The organism is Candidatus Pelagibacter sp. (assembly GCF_052046145.1).
Classification (GTDB): domain Bacteria; phylum Pseudomonadota; class Alphaproteobacteria; order Pelagibacterales; family Pelagibacteraceae; genus Pelagibacter.
Window position 1 is genome coordinate 205,442 of sequence record NZ_JBNGZR010000001.1, and the last position, 21,489, is coordinate 226,930.

General features: G+C 30.9%; 17 protein-coding genes and 1 other RNA gene. 13 read left to right on the forward strand and 5 right to left on the reverse strand.

What is annotated here, in order from left to right:
- The 4 genes from ACTT88_RS01050 to ssrA form a co-directional block, all read right to left on the reverse strand.
- Window positions 1-2,949 carry a type I restriction endonuclease subunit R gene (locus ACTT88_RS01050; RefSeq protein WP_440907533.1) on the reverse strand — a complete coding sequence of 983 codons (2,949 nt, stop codon included), beginning with the start codon at window positions 2,947-2,949 and terminating at the stop codon, window positions 1-3.
- Window positions 2,946-4,211 carry a restriction endonuclease subunit S gene (locus ACTT88_RS01055; RefSeq protein ID WP_440907534.1) on the reverse strand — a complete coding sequence of 422 codons (1,266 nt, stop codon included), beginning with the start codon at window positions 4,209-4,211 and terminating at the stop codon, window positions 2,946-2,948. The genes ACTT88_RS01050 and ACTT88_RS01055 overlap by 4 nt, the downstream gene beginning before the upstream one ends.
- Window positions 4,208-5,917, reverse strand: coding sequence for a type I restriction-modification system subunit M (locus tag ACTT88_RS01060; RefSeq protein ID WP_440907535.1), 1,710 nt, complete (start codon window positions 5,915-5,917; stop codon window positions 4,208-4,210). The genes ACTT88_RS01055 and ACTT88_RS01060 overlap by 4 nt, the downstream gene beginning before the upstream one ends.
- Window positions 5,918-6,081: 164 nt before the next feature.
- Window positions 6,082-6,380: a transfer-messenger RNA gene (gene ssrA, locus ACTT88_RS01065) on the reverse strand.
- Between the two features lie 4 nt (window positions 6,381-6,384).
- On the opposite strand from ssrA, the gene thyX reads away from it, so the two are divergent.
- Entirely contained in the window at window positions 6,385-7,332 is a 948-nt protein-coding gene (gene thyX, locus ACTT88_RS01070; RefSeq protein ID WP_440907536.1) for an FAD-dependent thymidylate synthase, read from the forward strand.
- On the opposite strand, the gene ACTT88_RS01075 is transcribed toward thyX, so the two are convergent.
- Entirely contained in the window at window positions 7,313-8,137 is an 825-nt protein-coding gene (locus tag ACTT88_RS01075) for an Mrp/NBP35 family ATP-binding protein (RefSeq protein WP_440907537.1), read from the reverse strand. The two genes, thyX and ACTT88_RS01075, sit on opposite strands and share 20 nt — an antisense overlap.
- Before the next feature lie 51 nt (window positions 8,138-8,188).
- On the opposite strand from ACTT88_RS01075, the gene hflK reads away from it, so the two are divergent.
- The 12 genes from hflK to ACTT88_RS01135 all read left to right on the forward strand — a co-directional run bounded on the left by hflK (window position 8,189) and on the right by ACTT88_RS01135 (window position 21,389).
- Window positions 8,189-9,289 carry an FtsH protease activity modulator HflK gene (gene hflK, locus ACTT88_RS01080; RefSeq protein ID WP_440907538.1) on the forward strand — a complete coding sequence of 367 codons (1,101 nt, stop codon included), beginning with the start codon at window positions 8,189-8,191 and terminating at the stop codon, window positions 9,287-9,289.
- A gap of 1 nt (window position 9,290) precedes the next feature.
- Window positions 9,291-10,163: a protease modulator HflC gene (gene hflC, locus ACTT88_RS01085; protein WP_440907539.1), complete on the forward strand. Its 873-nt coding sequence runs from the start codon at window positions 9,291-9,293 to the stop codon at window positions 10,161-10,163.
- Between the two features lie 7 nt (window positions 10,164-10,170).
- Window positions 10,171-10,356 carry a DUF2065 domain-containing protein gene (locus ACTT88_RS01090; protein ID WP_440907540.1) on the forward strand — a complete coding sequence of 62 codons (186 nt, stop codon included), beginning with the start codon at window positions 10,171-10,173 and terminating at the stop codon, window positions 10,354-10,356.
- A gap of 1 nt (window position 10,357) precedes the next feature.
- A complete protein-coding gene (locus tag ACTT88_RS01095; RefSeq protein WP_440907541.1) occupies window positions 10,358-11,773 on the forward strand; it encodes a Do family serine endopeptidase in 1,416 nt (471 codons plus the stop codon).
- Window positions 11,774-11,775: 2 nt separating this feature from the next.
- Entirely contained in the window at window positions 11,776-12,684 is a 909-nt protein-coding gene (gene miaA, locus ACTT88_RS01100) for a tRNA (adenosine(37)-N6)-dimethylallyltransferase MiaA (RefSeq protein WP_440907542.1), read from the forward strand.
- 52 nt (window positions 12,685-12,736) lie between these two features.
- Window positions 12,737-14,503, forward strand: a complete 1,767-nt coding sequence (locus tag ACTT88_RS01105) for an acetolactate synthase 3 large subunit (protein WP_440907543.1) — start codon at window positions 12,737-12,739, stop codon at window positions 14,501-14,503.
- A gap of 5 nt (window positions 14,504-14,508) precedes the next feature.
- The gene (gene ilvN / locus ACTT88_RS01110; protein ID WP_440907544.1) at window positions 14,509-15,057 is read left to right on the forward strand and encodes an acetolactate synthase small subunit; all 549 of its coding nucleotides are present in this window, start codon (window positions 14,509-14,511) and stop codon (window positions 15,055-15,057) included.
- An 18-nt stretch (window positions 15,058-15,075) separates the two neighbouring features.
- Entirely contained in the window at window positions 15,076-16,098 is a 1,023-nt protein-coding gene (gene ilvC, locus ACTT88_RS01115; RefSeq protein ID WP_145596083.1) for a ketol-acid reductoisomerase, read from the forward strand.
- Window positions 16,099-16,180: 82 nt separating this feature from the next.
- Complete coding sequence (locus ACTT88_RS01120) at window positions 16,181-17,743, forward strand: ABC transporter substrate-binding protein (RefSeq protein WP_075504551.1); 1,563 nt, start codon at window positions 16,181-16,183, stop codon at window positions 17,741-17,743.
- Between the two features lie 61 nt (window positions 17,744-17,804).
- Complete coding sequence (locus ACTT88_RS01125; RefSeq protein WP_256998075.1) at window positions 17,805-18,788, forward strand: ABC transporter permease; 984 nt, start codon at window positions 17,805-17,807, stop codon at window positions 18,786-18,788.
- A complete protein-coding gene (locus ACTT88_RS01130; RefSeq protein ID WP_440907545.1) occupies window positions 18,772-19,710 on the forward strand; it encodes an ABC transporter permease in 939 nt (312 codons plus the stop codon). Before ACTT88_RS01125 ends, ACTT88_RS01130 begins: the two co-directional genes overlap by 17 nt.
- Window positions 19,707-21,389, forward strand: a complete 1,683-nt coding sequence (locus ACTT88_RS01135) for a dipeptide ABC transporter ATP-binding protein (protein ID WP_440907546.1) — start codon at window positions 19,707-19,709, stop codon at window positions 21,387-21,389. Before ACTT88_RS01130 ends, ACTT88_RS01135 begins: the two co-directional genes overlap by 4 nt.
- Window positions 21,390-21,489 lie beyond the last annotated feature (100 nt).

Consider the following 21,489-nt stretch of genomic DNA (forward strand, 5'->3'; position numbering starts at 1 on the left):
TTATTTATTCTTACTCTCTTTATAGTCTTTATAAATCTTATCAAAAATAAGATTTTTTAATCCTGAGTTTTCATCAAGTTTTTTATAGAAATCAAATCTATCTTTAAGAAGAGACAAAATCACATTATCAAATTGTTTTTTGAAGTAATCTTGTTTGTTTTGTTCTGAATTTGCTCCATTCATATATTTTTCAATTTCTTCATCTTCAAATATCTTTTGTCTTACAGTATCAATATTCACTTTATCATCATCAGTTAAATTTATTCCATATCTTGAGTTAATCGTTTCAATTATTTCTGAAAGTAAGTCTTTAGCGGGTGGAGTAAATGTACCTACAGTAGTTTTGATACCTTCATATTCATGATCTATTTTTTCTAAAGGATCAATCTGATCATGTAACTTTTGTATTCTTAAAGATTCAAGGTCAATTAAATGTTCAATATTAACTTTTTCTTTTGTTTTTGGTCTTAATTTTTTAGATAAATATCTATAAAAAATATATTTTTTTTCTAATTCAACATCTGAAAAATTAATTATTTGAGATAAGTAACTATATAATCTTATATAAGATGCAACTTTCAGTCTGAAATCTTCTCTCTGTTCATCATCATCCAGTTCATTCCAATTATCAACAACTTCATCTAAAACAGGATGAAGATTTCCTTCTTCTCTGTCTTTATCAAAAAATATTGAACAAAACATATCAACTTGTTCACCAGAAAATATTTTAAATTCATCAATTGAAGTTTGAATATTATAAAGTGTATTAGGATCAGTTTCTTCTTCTAGACCAACTTCTTGATAGAATTTTTGAAATGAAAATCTAACTGCTTCCGGGTCATTAGCAAAATCTAATACAAAAGTAGATGCCTTACCTGACATTGTTCGATTTAAACGAGATAATGTTTGAACACATTGAACATCTTTTAAAGGTTTATCTATATACATAGATTGAAGCATAGGTTCATCAAATCCAGTTTGAAATTTATTTGCAACAACAAGTAATCTATATTTTGGATTTTTTAGACCTAATGGAACATCGCCGTCATGACCAATTGTTAAATTTAAACCTTTTTCAGTATACCTTTCAGGATCACCTTTAAATTTAACTTCGCCAGAAAAACCTACTAGACATTTAAATTTTGATTTTCTCTCATCAAGTTGTCTGTTTATTTCTTTAAAATATTGAACGCAAAGTTTTCTTGTTTTTACAACAATCATTCCTCTGCTTTTGCCTTGTATTTCTTTTGAAGATTTATTGAAAAAATGATCAAGAATTATCTTAACTTTATTATCAATAGTTATTTGATGTGAGTCTACATAATTAAAAATTTCTTTAGTGCCTTGTGCAGTATCAATCTCAATTGCATCTTCTTTTACTTCTTTAACTTTAAAATATCTTTTGTAAGTTGAATAGTTTTGTAGAACATCAAGAGTGTATCCCTCATGTATAGACTGTCTCATTGAATAAACATGAAAAGGTTTAAATTTATTATCTGGTAGTTTTGTTCCAAAGATCTCTAAAGTTTTCTCTTTAGGGGTTCCTGTAAAACCAAAGAAAGAAATATGTTTTTGTCTTCCTCTTGTTTGAATTTGTTCCTCTAAGTATGACTCTAATGTAAAATCCTCTTCTTCATCATCTTCATTTCTAGTTAATGTTCTTTTTAATTCTTTTGATAGTTCACCGTTTTGACTAGAGTGAACTTCATCAATAATGACTGCGAATTTTTTGTCACCTAATGCAACTATATCTTCAGAAATGTAAGGAAACTTTTGTATTGTTGTAATTATAATGTCCTTACCTTTTTCAAGAAATTCTCTTAGTTCTTTAGAACCTTTCTCTGCACCAAAAACTACACCATCTACCTTTGATAAAGATTTGACAGTTCCTCTTAATTGATCATCTAAATTTGTTCTATCTGTTACAACAATTATACTGTCAAAAATTCTTCTCTTATCATCTTTAGATTTATACAGAGAGGTTAGAAGATGAGATAACCAACCAATAGAATATGACTTACCTGATCCAGTAGTGTGTTGAATTAAATAGTTATTACCTGCACCATCATTTTTAATTTGTTCTTTAAGATTTCTAATTAACTCAAGTTGATGGTAACGAGGAAATATTTGTACATCAAATTTTTTTGTATCAACTGTTTGTTTTTCTTCATTATAGTAATACTCTTTTTCATTTGAAATATGTGCAAAATTCTCAATTACATCTAAAAGTGAATTAGGATTTAAAACTTCTTTCCATAGGTAAGAAGATCTGTAATCATTTTCAACAGGTGGATTTTCTATATCTTTATTGTATGGAAAAAATCTTGTCTTGCCTCCTTTTAGATTTGTAGTCATTGAAACTTGATTGTTATCTACACAGAAATGAACGAGAACTCTTTTAAACTGTAAAAGAGGTTCTTTAGGATCACGATCAAAACGATATTGATTTTCTGAGTGTTTATAATTTTGTCCTGTTAATTGATTTTTTAATTCCATAGTAACAATTGGAATTCCATTTAAAAATAAACCCATATCAATAGAGTTTTCATTTTTTGTGGAGTAATGAAGTTGCCGAACTAGACTAAATTGATTTGATTCAAATAAACTAAAATGATCAGGATTTAAATCACTTTTAGGTTCAAAATAACAAAGATCTAAATAAACTCCACGATCTGAAACTTGATTACGAAGAACGTCAATAACACCTCTTCTAGAAATTTCTGATGAAATTCGATCAAGAACTTTGCTCTCTACTTCTTCACCGTAAGCATCTTTCAATGTATCCCATTTTTCTTTTTGAGACTTTTTGATAAAATCTAGAACTTCATCTTTAATTAAACATAATGTACGATCATATTTTTCATAATGAATTGATTTATATTCAATAGAGTTGAAATATTTTTCAATATGATTTTCAAATTTCTTTTCTGTAGGTTTTAGGTCACTCATATCATATCCTTTGTTACTTTTATTTTTCCAGTTACAACAGATGAGATTAATGATTGTTTAAATTCTTTTAGAAATTTAATTTTAGGTTTTGCATATTTTTCATACTTTTTAGTTGCAATTACTAATTTTTGAATTTCTATTTGTGCTTCTATTTCTGGAACAGGAATTTTCTCTCTTAATAAATTTTCAATATTTAATGGTCGATTTCTTCCCGCAGAACCTGGAGAGTTCTCATTTAATAAAAAATGTCCTTCCTGTGATGTAAAATAAGACCACAAATATTCATTTATAAGTTCTTTTTTTTTGACATTGAGAATATGAAACCTATGCGAAGAGATGCAGTTATTCTCTTCTTTCTCAACAATTGAAACAGAACCTTCCCACGAAAATTGACCACTTAACAAGAGATCCCCCTCTTTAAGATAATTGAATGAAGAGTCCCCTAAATCAGATCCCATTTCACTTGGATATTTAAAAATTCCTCTGCCCCAATTATACATTCCAATTTTAGTGTAAATTTTATCTTCTTTTCTTTGAATTGGTCTTTTAATCAAATTGACTAAGTGTTTAAGTTTAATCTTTTTAATATTGGGGTTCAGCAAAACATTTTCTATTAGTTTTAATCTTTTCTCTTTGAGCAGTTCAATCTTTTTTTGGGTTTTCTCAATAATAGAGTCTATTTGGGTGGTTTTTTTATCCAAGAAGGTTACGATTTGTTCTTGCTCTAAAATAGAAGGCAAAACAACTTTTATGTTGTTGAATACATCTCTTCCAATAATTTTTCTTGTAGTTCCCTTACATTGTAAGGAAAATTGATTTAATACAGAATGATGATTGATTAAATATTTTTTAAAATAATGAAAAATAGGTTTTTTTATTTTATAACGAATTATGTGATAAGAATACACAATATCATCCTCATCAAAATCAATTAAAGATGCATAACCTAGATCTTCATGGGTTTCTGAACTTGGTATAAGAACCATATCTCCTTTTTCTAATCTGTGTTCATTTAATTTGGAAAGAGTTGTGGTAACACTCATATAATTCTTCTCACCTGTTTGTATAGGATTGTATCTACGACTTTGGATTAAATCAGTATAGTTAACCATTCTAACATCTATCTCTCCATCGTTTGATTTTTTATCAATACCACTTGATGAAAAAGAACCTAACATTCCCAAACGTATACACTCCCATTCGGATGGAATTTCTCCAATCCATTCATTTCCTGAATCTTTATATGAGTTATATGTCTTCATTTTTCTACAATCTGATTTAGAAGATCTTTGTTTTCTTTATCTAATGCTAATAAATCATTAACTATTTCATTTAATGAACGAAGAGGTTTGTATTGGTAAAAATATTTTGTAAAATTTATCTCATATCCAATCTTATCTTTTGAACGATCAATCCATGATTTTGGTAAATAGGGTCTAACCTCCCTTTCAAAATATTCATCTATTGAGTCATTTAGTGGAATTCTTTCGTAATCACGGAGTTTTGTATCTGGTTTTAATTCACCAGATTTAAGTTTTTGTATTATTCCATTCTCCTCTAGCGGTTGTTCAATTAAAACTTTAGTATATCCAAAATGCGAATTTTTATAGATTTTTGTTATGTCATCTTCTTGAAAATTTAAATAAGAATTTAGTATTTTTTTAAATCCTTCATCTGAAATTTCTTTTCTCTTATTTCCCAAACTTTTTTTTAATATTTTAAAATGATTTGATCCGTCAATTAATTGAATTTTATCTTTTCGTTTTGAGTTTTTTTTATTTGTAACTATCCAAAGATAAGTTGTAATACCAGTATTAAAAAACATACTATCAGGCAGTTGAACAATGGTTTCCAACCAATCATTTTCAATTATCCATTTTCTAATTTCACTTTCACCACTTCCTGCATCCCCACTAAAAAGCGGGGAACCATTAAACACAATGCCAATACGAGAACCTGATAGTTCCATTTTGTGAATTAAATGTTGTAAAAATAGAAGAGAACCATCGGAAATTCTAGGAGTACCAACTGAAAATCGACCATTAGAGTCTTTCGACTCTTGCTTAACAAAGTTTTCATCTGACTTCCAACTTACTCCAAATGGAGGATTAGTAATCATATAATCAAATTTTCGATCTGCAAAACCATCTTGAGACAAAGATGAAAAAGGACCTTTTATGTTTTCAGGGTTTTCATCAGACATTAAAAAATCTGATTTACATATTGCATAAGTTGTGTCATTTAATTCTTGTCCAAATAACTCTACTTTTAAGTCTTTGTTAATATTTTTTTTTATCCACTCTTTACCGATAGTTAACATTCCTCCAGTTCCACAACATGAGTCATAAAATGATCTAATTTTACCTTCGCCTTTCAAGTTTTCTTTATCACCTTCAAATACCAACGAGACTAAAAGTTTTACAATATCTCTTGGAGTGAAATGATCACCACTTTCCTCATTTGACATTTCAGAAAATCTTCTCAAAAGTTCCTCATAAACTGAACCCATCATGTGATTGTCTATTTTTTTAGGATGAAGATCGAACTCTGTAAATTTATCTATAAGAAGATAAAGTTTTTTATTTTTATTTAATTTTGTTATCAATGGATCTATCTGAAAATTTTCAATTATATCCAGTACATTTTTTGAGTAACCTTGAATATAATTATTAAAATTTTTGTAAACATTGTTTGGATCGCTTTTAATTCTTAATAAATCAAATTTTGAAACATTAAAGAATGGTAAATTTAATTGACTTTGAATTACTTGTGTAAAATCTTTGAGTTTTTTTTTGTATTTTTCGTGAAGTTCAAATGCTTTATCTTTTTGAGGTTCTAATACACAGTCTAGTCTTCTTAAAACAACAAAAGGAAGAATTATTCGACCATACTCACTAGGTTTAAATAAACCTCTTAAAATATCATCTGCTGTAGACCATATAAGTGAAGAAAGATTTTGTTTTTCCATAATTTAATAGTAGCAAACTAAAGACTAAATTTGAATTTAAACTGTTATTCTTGCAAATGCGTGTATAACGGTAAAAAATTGTTTTCTGACTTCATTGTAACTTCAATGTAAACTTCAATGTAAATTCTTTTTGGAAAATGACTGGGGACAATGGAAACTTTTGGAAAGGGGCGTTCTGTTGCCAGGTGCCCCAGACCCCGTTTGCTTAATTAACTAAGTTAATTAGGCAGCAAGTGCATAACTTTCGTTAGCAATTATAAAATAGCCCGTTACGGTGGAACAATCCCGAACGAAAGAATAGCCTTTAGTCACCCGTCGAATCTAGTTCACCCCCATAAGTTGTAATGGTGGAGGTGGTGGGTACTGCCCCCACGTCCGCAATGGTTATTACGAAATTCGTTTATCGTCGTAGTTGGAAAACCAACATTATTAATATAAAAGTAATTACAACAGATTCAATAACAATCATGAAATTAACTAAAGAACAACAAGAAGAAATAAAAAATCAACAATCTCAAAGCAACCAAACAAAAAGAGTTACTGCTCCTGAGCTTGAAAAAATCCTATATGAAGCAATTCCTGCTTTAGATCATGGTTTTGTAAGAGTTGTTGATTATATGGGTGATGACACATCTATAGTTCAATCAGCCAGAGTATCGTACGGAAAAGGAACTAAACAAGTTTCAACTGACAAGGGTTTGATAAAATATTTGATGAGGCATTGGCACAGCACTCCATTCGAAATGTGTGAAATTAAATATCATGTTAAGCTTCCAATATTTATTGCAAGACAATGGATTAGACACAGAACTGCAAATGTAAATGAATATTCTGCAAGGTATTCAATTTTGGATAAAGAATTTTATTTGCCATCAAAAGAGAATTTAGCTGCTCAATCAACTAGTAACAGACAGGGTAGAGGAGATGTCTTGGAAGGAAAACAGGCAGAGAAAGTTTTAGAACTTCTAAAAAGTGATGCAGAAAGAACATATGATAATTATGAAACTATGCTTAATGAAAGATTTGATGGATCAACTATTGATGAAAATAAAAAAGGTCTAGCAAGAGAACTTGCAAGAATGAATTTAACACTAAATACTTATACACAATGGTATTGGAAAACTGATTTATTAAATTTAATGAATTTTTTAAGATTAAGAGCTGATAGTCACGCTCAATATGAAATTAGAGTTTATGCAGACATTATGCTGGATACTGTAAAAAAATGGGTCCCTATAACTTATGATGCTTTTATGGATTATAGAGTTGGTGGTACTGAGGTTTCTGCAAAAGGAAAATTAATTATTCAAAAACTTATTAAAGGTGAAGGAGTAGATGTTGAAAGTTCTGGATTGTCTAAAAGAGAGTGGAATGAATTAATGAACGCTTTTGATCTTAAAGATAAGTTGATTTAATTTTTTCTGCAAAATTTAAATATATTTTAGAAATTACGTGTTCAGGGCTAGATTCTACAATTGGCTTTCCTTCATCACTAGTTTTGCCAACCTCAGGATTAATTGGTATTTCACCTAAAAATTCTTTTTGGAATTCTTCAGCAGTTTTTTTAACTTCACCTTCTCCAAAAATTTTATATTTTTTTCCATCGTCTCCAATGAAAAAACTCATGTTATCAACTAAACCTAAAATTTTAACTCCAAGTTTATCAAACATTTTAATTCCTCTCTTAACATCTAAAAGAGCTACTTCTTGAGGTGTACTTACAATTATTGCACCATCCATTTTTATTTCTTGAGAAAATGTAAGTTGAGTATCACCAGTTCCTGGTGGCATATCAACAATAATAAAATCTAAATCTTTCCAATTTACTTTCTGAGTAAAAGTTTTAATTGCACTTGTCACCATAGGACCACGCCATATCATTGGAGTTTGTTGATCAGCTAAAAAACCAATCGACATACACTGAATGTCATATTTTGTAATTGGATCTAATTTTTGACCATCACTTTTTGGTTTTTCATTAATATCGAACATTTTAGGAATTGATGGACCATAAATATCTGCATCTAAAAGACCAACTTTGCATCCAACTTTTTTTAAAGCTAAAGCAAGATTCGTTGCAAATGTAGATTTTCCAACACCACCTTTTGCACTAGATATTGCAATTGTAAACTTAGTTCCAAGAATAGGATTTTTAGTGAATTTTTTAGGTTCTAGCTTACTTTTCATTGCGGCACTAAGTTCAGATTTTTTATCAGTCATAAAAGTATCATTACTTGTTTTTTGCAATAAAGACACTATATACTTTGACTTATGTCAGACAATTTTAAAGGTCAAAGTCCTTGGGGAGCACCTCCTGGTGGAGGTGGTAGTGGCAATGGATCAGGTAGAGGTCCTACTCCACCAAATTTAGACGAATTAATTAGAGACCTTCAAGATAAAATTAAAAAATTTTTACCTGGTGGAAAAACTTCAGGAGGAAAATCAATAAGTTTAATTTTATTAGTTTTAGTTTTTGTATGGTTAGCGAGCGGACTTTATAGAGTATTACCCGATGAACAAGGCGTTGTACTAAGATTTGGTAAGTTTGTAAAAACTACACAGCCTGGTTTGAACTATCATATACCTTTTCCTGTTGAAACTGTTCAAACACCAAAAGTCACCAAGGTTAATAGAATGGATATAGGATTTAGGTCTGAAAGGGACAGTGGTTTTTCAACAGGTGGTGGAGTTGCTGATGTACCACAAGAAAGCTTGATGTTAACTGGAGATGAAAATATTGTTAATATAGATTTTTCAGTATTTTGGGTAATTAAAGACGCTGGTAATTTTTTATTCAAAATTCAAGATCCAGAGGGCACAGTTAAAGCAGCTGCTGAAACTGCAATGAGGGAAGTGATAGCAAAGAGTGATATCCAGCCAATTTTAACAGAAGGTAGATCTAAAATTGAGGTTGAGACACAAAATATAATACAAAGTATTTTAGATGACTATGAAAGTGGAATTCAAATTACACAAGTTCAAACACAAAAGGCTGACCCACCTGATCAAGTAATTGATGCATTTAGAGATGTACAGGCTGCAAGAGCCGATATGGAAAGATCAAAAAATGAGGCCGAAGCCTATGCAAATGATGTTATTCCAAGAGCAAGGGGAGAAGCGCAAAAAATTTTACAAGCTGCAGAAGCATACAAGAAAGAAGTTGTTGCAAAAGCAGAGGGTGAAGCAAGTAGATTTATAGCTATATACAACGAATACAAAAATGCAAAAGCAGTTACTCAAGAAAGAATGTATTTAGAAACCATGGAGAAAGTTTTAGCAGATATTGACAAAGTAATTATTGAAAAAAATGCAGGTTCAGGTGTAGTTCCGTACTTACCTTTACCCGAGTTAAAAAAGAAAGCGACAAATTAAAATGAAAGCTGGAAAAATATTAGCAGGAGTATTAGTTGCAATTGGAGTTGTGGCCTTTTTATCAATAATTATAGTTAAAGAGGTTAACCAAGCAATTATTCTTCAATTTGGTGATCCAAAAAGAATTATAATGAAACCAGGTTTAAATTTTAAAATTCCATTTATTCAAAACGTTGTTTATTTAGATAAAAGAATTTTAAATTTAGATGCTCCTCCTGAAGAGGTTATTGCATCAGATCAGAAACGTTTGATTGTAGACGCATTTGCAAGATTTCAGATCGTAGATCCTCTGAAGTTTTATATTTCAGTTGGAAATGAAAGAGTTGCGAGATCAAGATTATCAACAATTATAAATTCAAGAATTAGAAATGTATTAGGTCAAGAGGAATTACAAACTTTATTATCTAAAGATAGATCTAAACAGATGGCATTAATTAAAGAAGGTGTTAATAACGAAGCGCAAAATTTTGGAATTAACATTGTTGATGTCAGAATTAAAAGAGCAGACTTACCTCAAGCTAACAGTGATGCAATTTATAGAAGAATGCAGACTGAAAGGGAGAGAGAAGCAAAAGAATTTAGAGCGAAAGGAGCAGAGATGGCCGTCACTATTACATCAACAGCTGATAAAGAAGTTACTGTAATTTTAGCAGATGCCCAAAAACAATCTGAGATTATGAAAGGTGAAGGTGATGGAGAAAGAAATAAAATATTTGCTGATGCTTTTGGTCAAGATCCAGAATTTTTTGCTTTTTATAGAGCTATGCAAGCATATGAAAAAGCTCTTATTGGTGGTGAAACCTCTCTAATTTTATCACCTGATAGTGAATTTTTTAAATTTTTTGGGAACATAAAACCTGAAATTCAACAATAATCCTTAAATGCGTGAGCTAGTTATAGCTTTTGGTCTTTTCTTATTTATTGAAGGAATTTTGTACGCCTTATTTCCAGCAAAAATGAAAAATATGTTGAAAAAATTAGAACTTGTTAAAGATAGTCAGCTTAGATCAGGTGGACTTATTTTTGCACTAATAGGTTTTATAATTATTTATTTTATTAAGAGCTAATATGAATAAGATTAAACTAATATTCTTAACGCTAGTTATTTCATTTACTTTTTCATTGAATGTGAATTCTAAACCAGTTCCTGCTTCCTTTGCAGATCTTGCTGAAAAATTAATGCCATCAGTTGTAAACATTTCTACAACAACCACTATCACAACAAATTCTAATCCTTTTCCTTTTCAATTTCCTCCAGGGTCTCCTTTTGAGGATATGTTTAAAGAATTTGGGACACCTCAGGAAAAACAATCAGCTGCTTTGGGTTCTGGGTTTATAATAGATGAGAAAGGAATTGTGGTTACGAATAATCACGTTATCCAAGATGCTGACGATATTATTGTAAGAGTGTATGGAGACAAGGAATTTAAAGCTAAGGTTCTTGGCGCTGACCCACTTATGGATATTGCTGTTTTAAAATTAGAAACAGATGAAAAGTTTATACCTGTAGCATTTGGCGACTCTGACAAAGCAAGAATTGGTGATTGGGTTTTAGCAATTGGAAATCCATTTGGTTTAGGTGGAACTGTTACTGCTGGAATTATTTCAGCTAGAAATAGATCAATTGGTTTATCACGATATGAAGATTTTATTCAAACAGATGCTTCGATAAATTCAGGAAATTCTGGTGGTCCTCTATTTGATATGCAGGGGAATGTTGTTGGTATAAATACAGCTATACTTGGGAGAAGTGGAAATGTAGGAATAGGATTTTCCATTCCTTCAAATAGTGCGCAAAGAGTTATTAAACAACTTATAGAATTTGGCGAAACAAAAAGAGGATGGTTAGGAGTTAGAATTCAAGATGTAACAAAAGAAATTGCTGAAGTTGAAAAATTAGACAAAGCAAGAGGAGCATTAGTTGCTAGTGTTGCTGAAAACAGTCCTTCAGAAAAAGCAGGAATACAAGCTGGTGATATTATTTTAGAATTTAATGGAGAAAAAATAAATCAAATGAAAGAACTTCCAGCGATTGTTGCACGAACAGAAGTTGGAAAAAAAGTTGAAGTTAAAGTTTGGAGAGATAAAAAAGAGATAATTAAAAATGTTATTTTAGGAAGATTAGAAACTTCAGATGATTTTAAAATAAGTAAAAATCAAGAAACCGAAAAACAAAATAATGAAGAGATCATCGAAAGTTTAAGAATAGCAGTAAGACTATTAACTAAAGAAGATATTAAAAAGAGAAAATTACCAAACCAAACGACAGGACTTGTAATAACAAAAATTGCAAATAATAGTCCTGTAGCAAATTCAATTGAGCTTAATAGCATTATTGTTGAAGCTCAGAAGAAAAAAATTAGATCAGCTGATGATTTAAGAGATATTACCAAAGAAGTTCTTAATTCAAATCAAAAGACAGTTTTACTTGCAATCTATAACAATCAAAATCAACGAAGATACATCGGTGTTAAGTTAGACTGATTATGGATTTAAAATCCAAGATCATATTAATCTCAGGTCCTACAGCCTCAGGTAAATCAAGCTTTGCAATTAAAGTTGCAAAAAAAGTTGATGGAGAGATCATTAATGCAGATAGTATGCAAGTATATAAACAGCTTAAGGTATTATCAGCTAGTCCGGATCCAAAAAAATACCAGAAAATTAAACATCATTTATATGGTTTTCATAATGTAACAAAAAACTTTTCAACAGGTAATTGGCTTAAGCTAGTAATTAAAAAAATTAGAGAAGTTCAAAAAAGAAAAAAAACTCCAATTCTTGTTGGGGGTACAGGCTTATACTTTAAAGCTTTAACTGACGGTTTAGTTAAAATACCAAATATTTCATTAAAATTAAGAACTCAAATTAGAGATTTACAAAAAAAACTTGGTCAAAAGAAGTTTTATGAAAAACTATTAAAATTAGATCCATCCTCAAGAGGAAAAATAAACCCTACAGATACTCAAAGATCCATCAGAGCTTATGAAGTAAAAAAGTTTACAAGAAAATCTTTACATGAATGGTTTAAAAACACAAAATCAAACTTCATAGAAGATGATTTTTTTAAAGTTTACATTGATTACCCTAGACAAGAATTGATTGAGCGGATTAATGTAAGAACAAGTGAGATGATAGAAAATGGAGCGCTAAAAGAAGTAAAAGATTTCATAAAGCTAAGGGTTAGAAAAGATAAAAGCGCTAACAAGGCCATTGGAGTTAATGAAATTAGAGAATATTTGAAAAAACAAAAAGATTTGCATGATACTAAAGAAAAAATAGCCATAAAAACTAGACAATACGCCAAAAGACAAAGTACATGGGCTAGAGGCAATATGATGAATTGGATAAAGCTAAAGCCACAAGACATAAATAAATTTTTGAAAAAAATTTAAAATTCTCATTCTTAAACTTGACCAATGAGCACAACTTCAGCTAGATTGCCTAATGCCAAAATTATTAACTGGAGCAGAAATTGTATTCAAATGTCTTAAGGACCAAAAGGTAGAACATATTTTTGGCTACCCAGGTGGTGCAGTGCTACCAATTTATGATGAATTAAAAAACCACCCTTCTATAAAACATATTTTGGTTAGACACGAACAAGGCGCTGGTCACGCAGCAGAAGGTTATGCTAGATCATCAGGAAAACCAGGTGTAGTTTTAGTTACATCAGGTCCTGGAGCAACCAATGTTGTTACAGCTTTAACAGATGCTTATATGGACTCTGTACCATTAGTTTGTATTTCTGGTCAAGTTCCAACTCATTTAATTGGAACAGATGCATTTCAAGAATGTGACACTACGGGAATTACAAGACCTTGCACAAAACATAATTGGTTAGTTAAAGATATAAATGATCTTTCAAAAGTTATGCATGAAGCTTTTAGAGTTGCAACAACTGGAAGACCTGGACCAGTTTTGATTGATATTCCAAAAGATATCCAGTTTGCAAAAGCAAAATATAAAAAACCAAATAAAGAAAAAAAATTAAATGGAAAATCCCATAATAAATTTTCTAAAGATCAAATTGATGAATTAGTAAAATTATTAAGCAAAGCTAAAAAACCAATAATTTATAGTGGTGGAGGAGTAATTAATTCAGGACCAAAAGCAAGTCAGACTTTAAGAGAATTTGTTGAGCTAACTGGTTTTCCTATAACTTCAACACTTCAAGGATTAGGTGCATACCCTGGTGATGATAATCAGTTTTTAGGAATGCTTGGTATGCATGGTACCTATGAAGCAAATAATGCTATGCATGATTGTGACCTATTAATTAACATTGGCGCAAGATTTGATGATCGTATTACTGGAAAAATTGATGAGTTTTCACCAAATTCAAAAAAGGTCCATATTGATATAGATCCATCATCAATTAACAAAATTATCAAAGTAGATCTTGCAATAGTTGGAGACGTTACGACTGTAATAAGTAAAATTAATAAAACAATTGCTAAAAGAAAAAATGGTCATAGTAAATCAAATAAATCGAATTTAGCTAAATGGTGGGAACAAATTGAAAAATGGAGAGAAAAAGATTCTCTTAATTTTGTAAATAGTGATGAAAGTATAAAACCTCAACATGCCGTTCAAAGACTTTATGAATTAACTAAGAATAAAGATACTTATGTTACTACTGAGGTTGGACAACATCAAATGTGGGCTGCTCAACACTATAAATTTAATAAACCAAACAGATGGATGACATCTGGTGGCTTAGGAACCATGGGATATGGATTGCCAGCAGCAGTTGGTGTTCAAATTGCTCATCCTGAAAAATTAGTAATTGATATTGCTGGAGAAGCTTCAGTTTTAATGACCATGCAAGAAATGTCTACTGCGGTTCAATATAATCTTCCTATAAAAATATTTATTTTAAATAATCAATATATGGGAATGGTTAGACAATGGCAGGAATTGCTGCATGAAAAAAATTATTCTGAAAGTTATTCAGAAGCATTACCAGATTTTATGAAAATGGCAGAAGCTTATGGATGCAAAGGAATTAAAGCAGACAATCCAGCTAATCTTGATGATAAAATTCAAGAAATGATCGATTATGATGGACCAGTTATATTTGATTGTCATGTGGATCCTAATGAAAATTGTTTTCCAATGATTCCATCTGGAAAACCACATAACCAAATGATTTTAGGCCCAAATGATCAAGAGGAAAATAAAATCAAAGGAAAAGGCAAAGCCTTAGTATAATCATAATGCCGAAATCAAAGTCAGCTTACAGCATACCTACGAAGAGACAAAAACCAGATACATATATTTTTGTAGTATGGGTAGATAATGAGGCTGGAGTTTTGGCAAGAGTTGTCGGTTTATTTTCAGGCCGAGGGTACAATATCGAGTCATTGGCAGTTGCTGAGGTTGATGCGGTTAAAAATATTTCAAGAATAACAATTGTTACCACTGGAACACCTCAAGTAATTGATCAAATAAGACTCCAATTAACAAAGTTAGTGCCTGTTCATAAAGTTGCTGAATTTAAAAGAGAGGATAAAGGTGTAATTTTTAAAGAAATGGCTTTATTTAAAGTTGTAGGAAAAAGAAATAAAATTGAAAAATGCTTAAATGCTTGTAAAAAATTTAATCCCGTAATATTAGATGAAACAAAAACTTCAGCAGTAATTCAAATAACTGCTCTTAGAAGAGAAATTGATAAAATGAATAAAAAATTGAAGCCCTTAGGACTTATCAGTACTTCGAGAACTGGGGCAGTAGCAATGACTAGGGGTGCTAAAATATTTAATTAATTTAAAAGGAGAGATGATATGAAAATGTTTTATGAAAAAGATGCAGATGTTAATCTAATTAAAAGCAAAAAAGTTGCTATCTTCGGTTATGGAAGCCAAGGGCATGCTCACGCATTAAATTTAAAAGATAGTGGAGTAAAAGATATTGTTGTAGCTTTGAGAGAAGGTTCATCGAGCGCAGCTAAAGCAGAATCAAAAGGATTAAAGGTAATGAATTTATCTGATGCTGCAGAGTGGGCTGATGTAGTAATGATTCTTACACCAGATGAACTACAAGCGGAAATTTATAAAAATCATATTGAACAACGAGTAAGAGAGGGGACAAGTATCGCTTTTGCTCATGGTTTAAATGTTCATTACGATTTAATTAAAGCTAGAAAAGATCTAGATGTTTTTATGGTTGCTCCCAAAGGACCTGGTCACTTAGTTAGAAGTGAATATGAAAAAGGAGGTGGAGTGCCTTGTTTATTTGCTGTTCATCAAGATGGTTCAGGAAAGGCAAGAGACCTAGCTTTATCTTATGCTTCAGCAGTTGGTGGAGGAAGATCAGGAATTATTGAAACTACATTCAAAGATGAAGTTGAGACAGATTTATTCGGTGAACAAACTGTATTATGTGGAGGTTTGGTTGAACTAATCAAAAATGGTTATGAAACTTTAGTTGAAGCAGGATATGAACCAGAGATGGCATATTTTGAGACAGTTCATGAAGTTAAATTGATTGTTGATTTAATTTATGAAGGTGGAATTGCAAACATGAATTATTCTATTTCTAATACGGCTGAATATGGTGAATATCAATCTGGACCCAGAGTAGTTAATAAAGAAGAAACTAAAAAAAGAATGAAAGAAGTTTTGGCTGAAATTCAATCTGGAAAATTCACTAAAGAGTGGATGGATGAATGCAAAAATGGTCAAAAAAATTTCCTTGCTACGAGAGCTAAATTAGCCGAACATCCTGTGGAAAAAGTTGGTGCAGAACTAAGAGCTATGATGCCTTGGATAGGTAAGAAAAAATTAGTAGATAGCGATAAAAGTTAAATTTTATCAGTAAATTATTGCTACTATAATTCAATTATTTCACTTATACTTTTTTATATAAATTTAAAAAACGAGGGGAATAATGAAGACTAAAAATATAGTAAGAATACTATTGTCATTAGTTCTAGTATTCGGATTTTCTTCAGCATGGGCAAAAACTATTAAATGGTCTATGCAAGGAGACAGTTTAACACTAGATCCACATGCACAAAATGAGGGTCCAACTACTCAAGTATCTAGACAAGTTTACGAAGCTCTAGTTCAAAGAGGCTTGGACATGAAAATAGGGCCTGCTTTAGCAACAAAATGGAAAGCTACTGATCCAAATACTTGGATTTTTACTTTAAGAGAAGATGCTAAGTTTTCAGATGGTTCTGGAATGACATCAGCAGATGTTGTTTTTAGTATATTAAGAGCCAAGCAAAGAACATCTGACTTTAAAGAATACATCAGTACAGTTGCTAATGTTGAAGCGGTTGGAGATTACTCTGTTAAAATAACTACAAGTAAACCAAATCCTATACTTTTAAACCAACTATCAAACATTTTTATAATGTCTAAAGCTTGGTCAGAGAAAAACTTTGCAATGTCTCCACAAAATTGGGATGCAGGACAAGAAACTTTCTCTGCTACTAATGCTATGGGAACTGGTCCTTTTAAAATAACTTTAAGAGAGCCTAACACCAAGACAGTGTTTAAAAGAAATAAACATTGGTGGGGTGAAATGAAGGACAAAAAAGTAACTCAAATTGAATTAATGCCTATTAAAAATGCAGCTACAAGAGTAGCAGCCTTATTATCTGGTGAAATTGATATAGTTACTGATGCTCCTGTCCAAGACTTAAAAAGAATCGGATCTTCCTCAGGTCATAAAGTTGAAAGTACAGCTCAAATGAGAACAATTTTCTTAGGTATGGATCAAGCAGCTGACAAATTAAGAACTGGAAATACAGGTGATAATCCATTTAAGAAAAAAGAAGTAAGACAAGCTCTTTATCAAGCAATTGATATTGAAGCGATCAAGAAAAAAGTTATGAGAGGTTTAAGTGAACCAGCAGGAATTATAACTTTCCCAGGTGTAAATGGATATACAGCTGATCTTGATAAAAGATTACCTTACGATGTTAATGCTGCAAAAAAACTTTTAGCTGATGCGGGTTATCCTAATGGTTTTGACGTTGAACTTAGATGTCCTAATGACAGATATGTAAACGATGAAGCAATTTGTACTGCAGTTGTTGGAATGTTGGGTAAAATTGGAGTTAACGTTAACTTATTTGCTCAAACTAAAAGTAAACACTTCAAAGAGCTTAAAGACGATCAAGGTGATTTCTATATGCTAGGATGGGGTGTTCCAACTTTAGATAGCCACTATGTTTTCCATTACCTGTATGAAACTGGTGCTAGCTGGAACAAAGTTAACTTTAGTAATGCTGATGTTGATGCTGCAATTAGAGTTATGGAAGGTGAAGTTGATTTAGATAAAAGAAATGCTGCAATTGCAAAAGCTTGGAAAATTGTAAAAGATGATATTTCTTATCTTCCTTTACATCACCAAGTAATATCTTGGGCATCTAAAAGCAATGTTAATGTTCCTATCAGACCGAATAACGAGCCGTTATTCAGAACTGCTAGTTTTAACTAATTAAAAATTATTACAAGCCCTTTAAATTTTTAAAGGGCTTGTAAGTTTAAACCTTCACAAATTGATAAAATATTTTTTTAAAAGGCTGTTTCAATCTGCTTTGGTGATGTTGGTTGTCGCCTTTGTGTCTTTCTCTTTATTTAATTTTGTTGGAGATCCGATTAATAACATGGTTGGAGAAGAAACTTCTGATGAGGAAAGAGCAGAATTAAGAGAAACATTAGGTTTGATGGATCCAATTCATGTTCAATTTTCAAGATTTATAGTTAATGCTTCAAAGGGTGAGTTTGGAATTTCATATCAATTAAGAAGACCTGTTTCAGAATTAATAGTTGAAAGATTGCCTGCAACTATTGAACTTGTTGTTATTTCTGCATTAATTGCTCTTATAACTGGTACATTATTAGGAGTTTATACTGGCATAAATCGAAAAGGCTTTTTAAGTGATTTTGTTTTGGCAGTCTCCTTGTTGGGGGTTTCGCTCCCCACATTTGTAATTGGTATATTATTTATATATTTGTTTGCAGTAATATTAGGGATATTACCTTCTTTTGGAAGAGGAGAAGTTGTTGATTTAGGTTTTTGGACTACAGGATTTTTAACAGTCTCTGGACTTAAAGCAATTATACTTCCTTCTGTAACATTAAGTCTTTTCCAAATGACTTATATCATCAGACTTGTACGAGCAGAGATGATGGAAATATTACAAACAGATTATATTAAATTTGCGCGTGCTCGAGGAATTAGTGAAAATAGTATTAAATACAAACATGCATTAAAAAATGGATTGATACCAGTAATAACTATAGCAGGAATAAATATCGGAACTCTAATTGCGTTTTCAATTATTACCGAAACTGTTTTTCAATGGCCTGGTATGGGCTTCTTATTTATTCAAGCAGTTCAATTCGTAGATATACCAATTATGTCAGCTTATTTAGTTTTTATAGCTTTTGTTTTCGTAATGATAAATTTTATAGTTGATATTCTTTATTATTTAATTGATCCAAGAATAAGAGTTAAAGGAGATGCTGCAAGTGGATAATAAAACTTTAAGTACTTGGGAAAGAATCAAAGATAATGATATTTATCATAGCTTTATTAAATCGCCTACTGCCATTGTATCATCTACAATCTTATTTATAATTTTTTTCTGTTCTTTTTTTGTTGAGCTCGTAACACCTTACAATCCCTTTGACCCATCCTCTCTATCACTGATGGATGCATTCACCCCTCCTTCATGGACAGAAGATGGTCTTGCTAAATTTATTTTAGGTACTGATGGACAAGGAAGAGATATGTTATCGACAATTTTGTATGGATGTAGGATTTCTTTAATTGTAGGTTTTTCTGCGATAATTTTTAGCTTAATTCTTGGAGTTGGATTGGGATTAACGGCTGGATTTTTTGGGGGAAAATATGAAATGATAGTAATGAGGCTAACCGATGTTCAGTTAACAGTACCAAGTATTTTGATGGCATTGTTGGTTGATGGAATAGCAAGAGGATTAATCTCGAGAGAAATGCATGATGAAATGGCAATTTATGTTTTAATATTTGCTATTGGGATTTCAGAGTGGCCACAATTTGCTAGAGTTTCTAGAGCTGCAACTTTGGTGGAAAAAAATAAAGACTATGTTTCAGCATCAACAATAATTGGGGTTTCAAATATAATTATTATGTTTAAACATATTTTACCAAATATTTTAAGACCGGTCTTAGTAATTGGAACAATTGGTTTAGCACTTGCTATTTTAGCTGAGTCTACTTTAAGTTTTTTAGGAGTTGGCGTACCTCCAACAACACCTTCTTTAGGGACATTGATACGTCTCGGTAATGACTTTTTATTTTCAGGAGAATGGTGGATTACTTTTTTTCCAGCAATTTTCCTGGTTATTTTAGCATTTTCAATAAATTTGCTAGGGGATTGGATGAGAGATACTTTAAATCCAAAATTAAAAAAATGACTTTTTTAAAAATAAATAATCTTAGTGTTGATTATCAAATGAGAAAAGAAACAGTAAACGCTGCTAAGAATGTGAATATTGAGGTTAATAAAGGAGAAATTTTAGGATTAGTTGGAGAATCTGGATCAGGAAAAAGTACAGTAGGAAACGCTATTATAAATTTAATTGATGAGCCAGGCAAGGTATCTAGTGGATCAGTTATTTTAGGTGATCTTAACATTCATGAAAATTCTGAAAGCGTTGTTAAATACAGAGGAAATAAAATTGGATTGATATTTCAAGATCCTCAAACTTCACTTAATCCAATTCTTACAGTGGGGGAACAGTTAATTGAAACAATTCAAACTCATATTAAATTAAGCAAAGAGGAAGCAAAAAATAAATCTTTAAATTTATTAAAAGAAGTTGGTATAAAAGATGCGGAGACAAGATTTGATAATTATCCTCATCAATTCTCAGGTGGAATGAGACAGAGAGTAGTAATTTCTTTAGCTCTATGTTGCGAACCAGAACTGTTAATTGCAGATGAACCAACAACAGCATTAGATGTATCAATTCAATCTCAGATTTTAGAACTAATTAAAAAATTAACAAAAGAAAGAAACCTTGCAGTCATCTTAATTACTCATGACATGGGGGTTATAGCTGAAACTGCAGATCGAGTTGCAGTTATGAAAAGTGGCAATTTAGTTGAAATTGGTGAAACCAAAAAAATATTAACTAAACCACAAGAAAATTATACTAAAAGCTTAGTAAGTTCAGTTCCACCAACTAACAAAAAAATTTCAAGATTTGTAATAGTTGAAAAAGAAAACAGTGACAAAAAAGAAAATAATATCAAAATATTAAATAGATGGACAAAAAAAGTAATTATAGATCAAGATTTAGTACAGATAAAAAATTTGAGTAAAAGTTTTGACGATAATTTTTTTACAGAAAGTTCTAAGAATTCTGTGATGGCTGTTAATGATGTTTCTTTTGACATAAAAGAAGGTGAGTCTTTTGGTTTAGTTGGAGAAAGTGGAAGTGGAAAATCTACAATTGCAAAAATGATTGTAAATTTATTTAAACCTTCTTCTGGAAATATCTTCTTTGACAACGTTTGTATTACAAAAATAAAACAAAGATCAGAATTAATGAAATTTAGAAAACAAATTCAAATGATATTTCAAGATCCTTATTCTTCACTAAATGGAAGATTAAAAGTGAAAGATATAATTGCAGAACCAATCACACTTCACAACCCATCCATATCAAATATAGATTTAAATAATTATATTTATGATTTACTTGAGTCTGTAGAATTAACTCAAAAATCTGCATATCGATATCCACATGAATTTTCAGGAGGACAGAGACAGAGAATATCAATTGCAAGAGCGCTTGCCACACAACCAAGACTTTTGGTTTGTGACGAACCTACCTCTGCTTTGGATGTAAGTATACAAGCCCAAATATTAAATTTACTTAAAGATCTACAAGAACAATTAAATTTAACAATTTTATTTATTAGCCATGACCTACCGGTTGTAAGACAAATGTGTGATAGAATTGGAGTCTTAAAAGATGGCAAATTGTGTGAGGTTTCAAACACTGAGGATTTATTTTTAAAACCCGACCATGAATATACAAAAGAGCTTTTACGGTTAATGCCTAAAATTGAGTCTATTTATAATTAATTTTTTGTAAGCCTAAAATGGTCGATTAAAATTGATTATTTAACTAATTATTTTGCAATCTCTCTCATAGATTGTATTATAGATTTTCTAAAAATTTTAG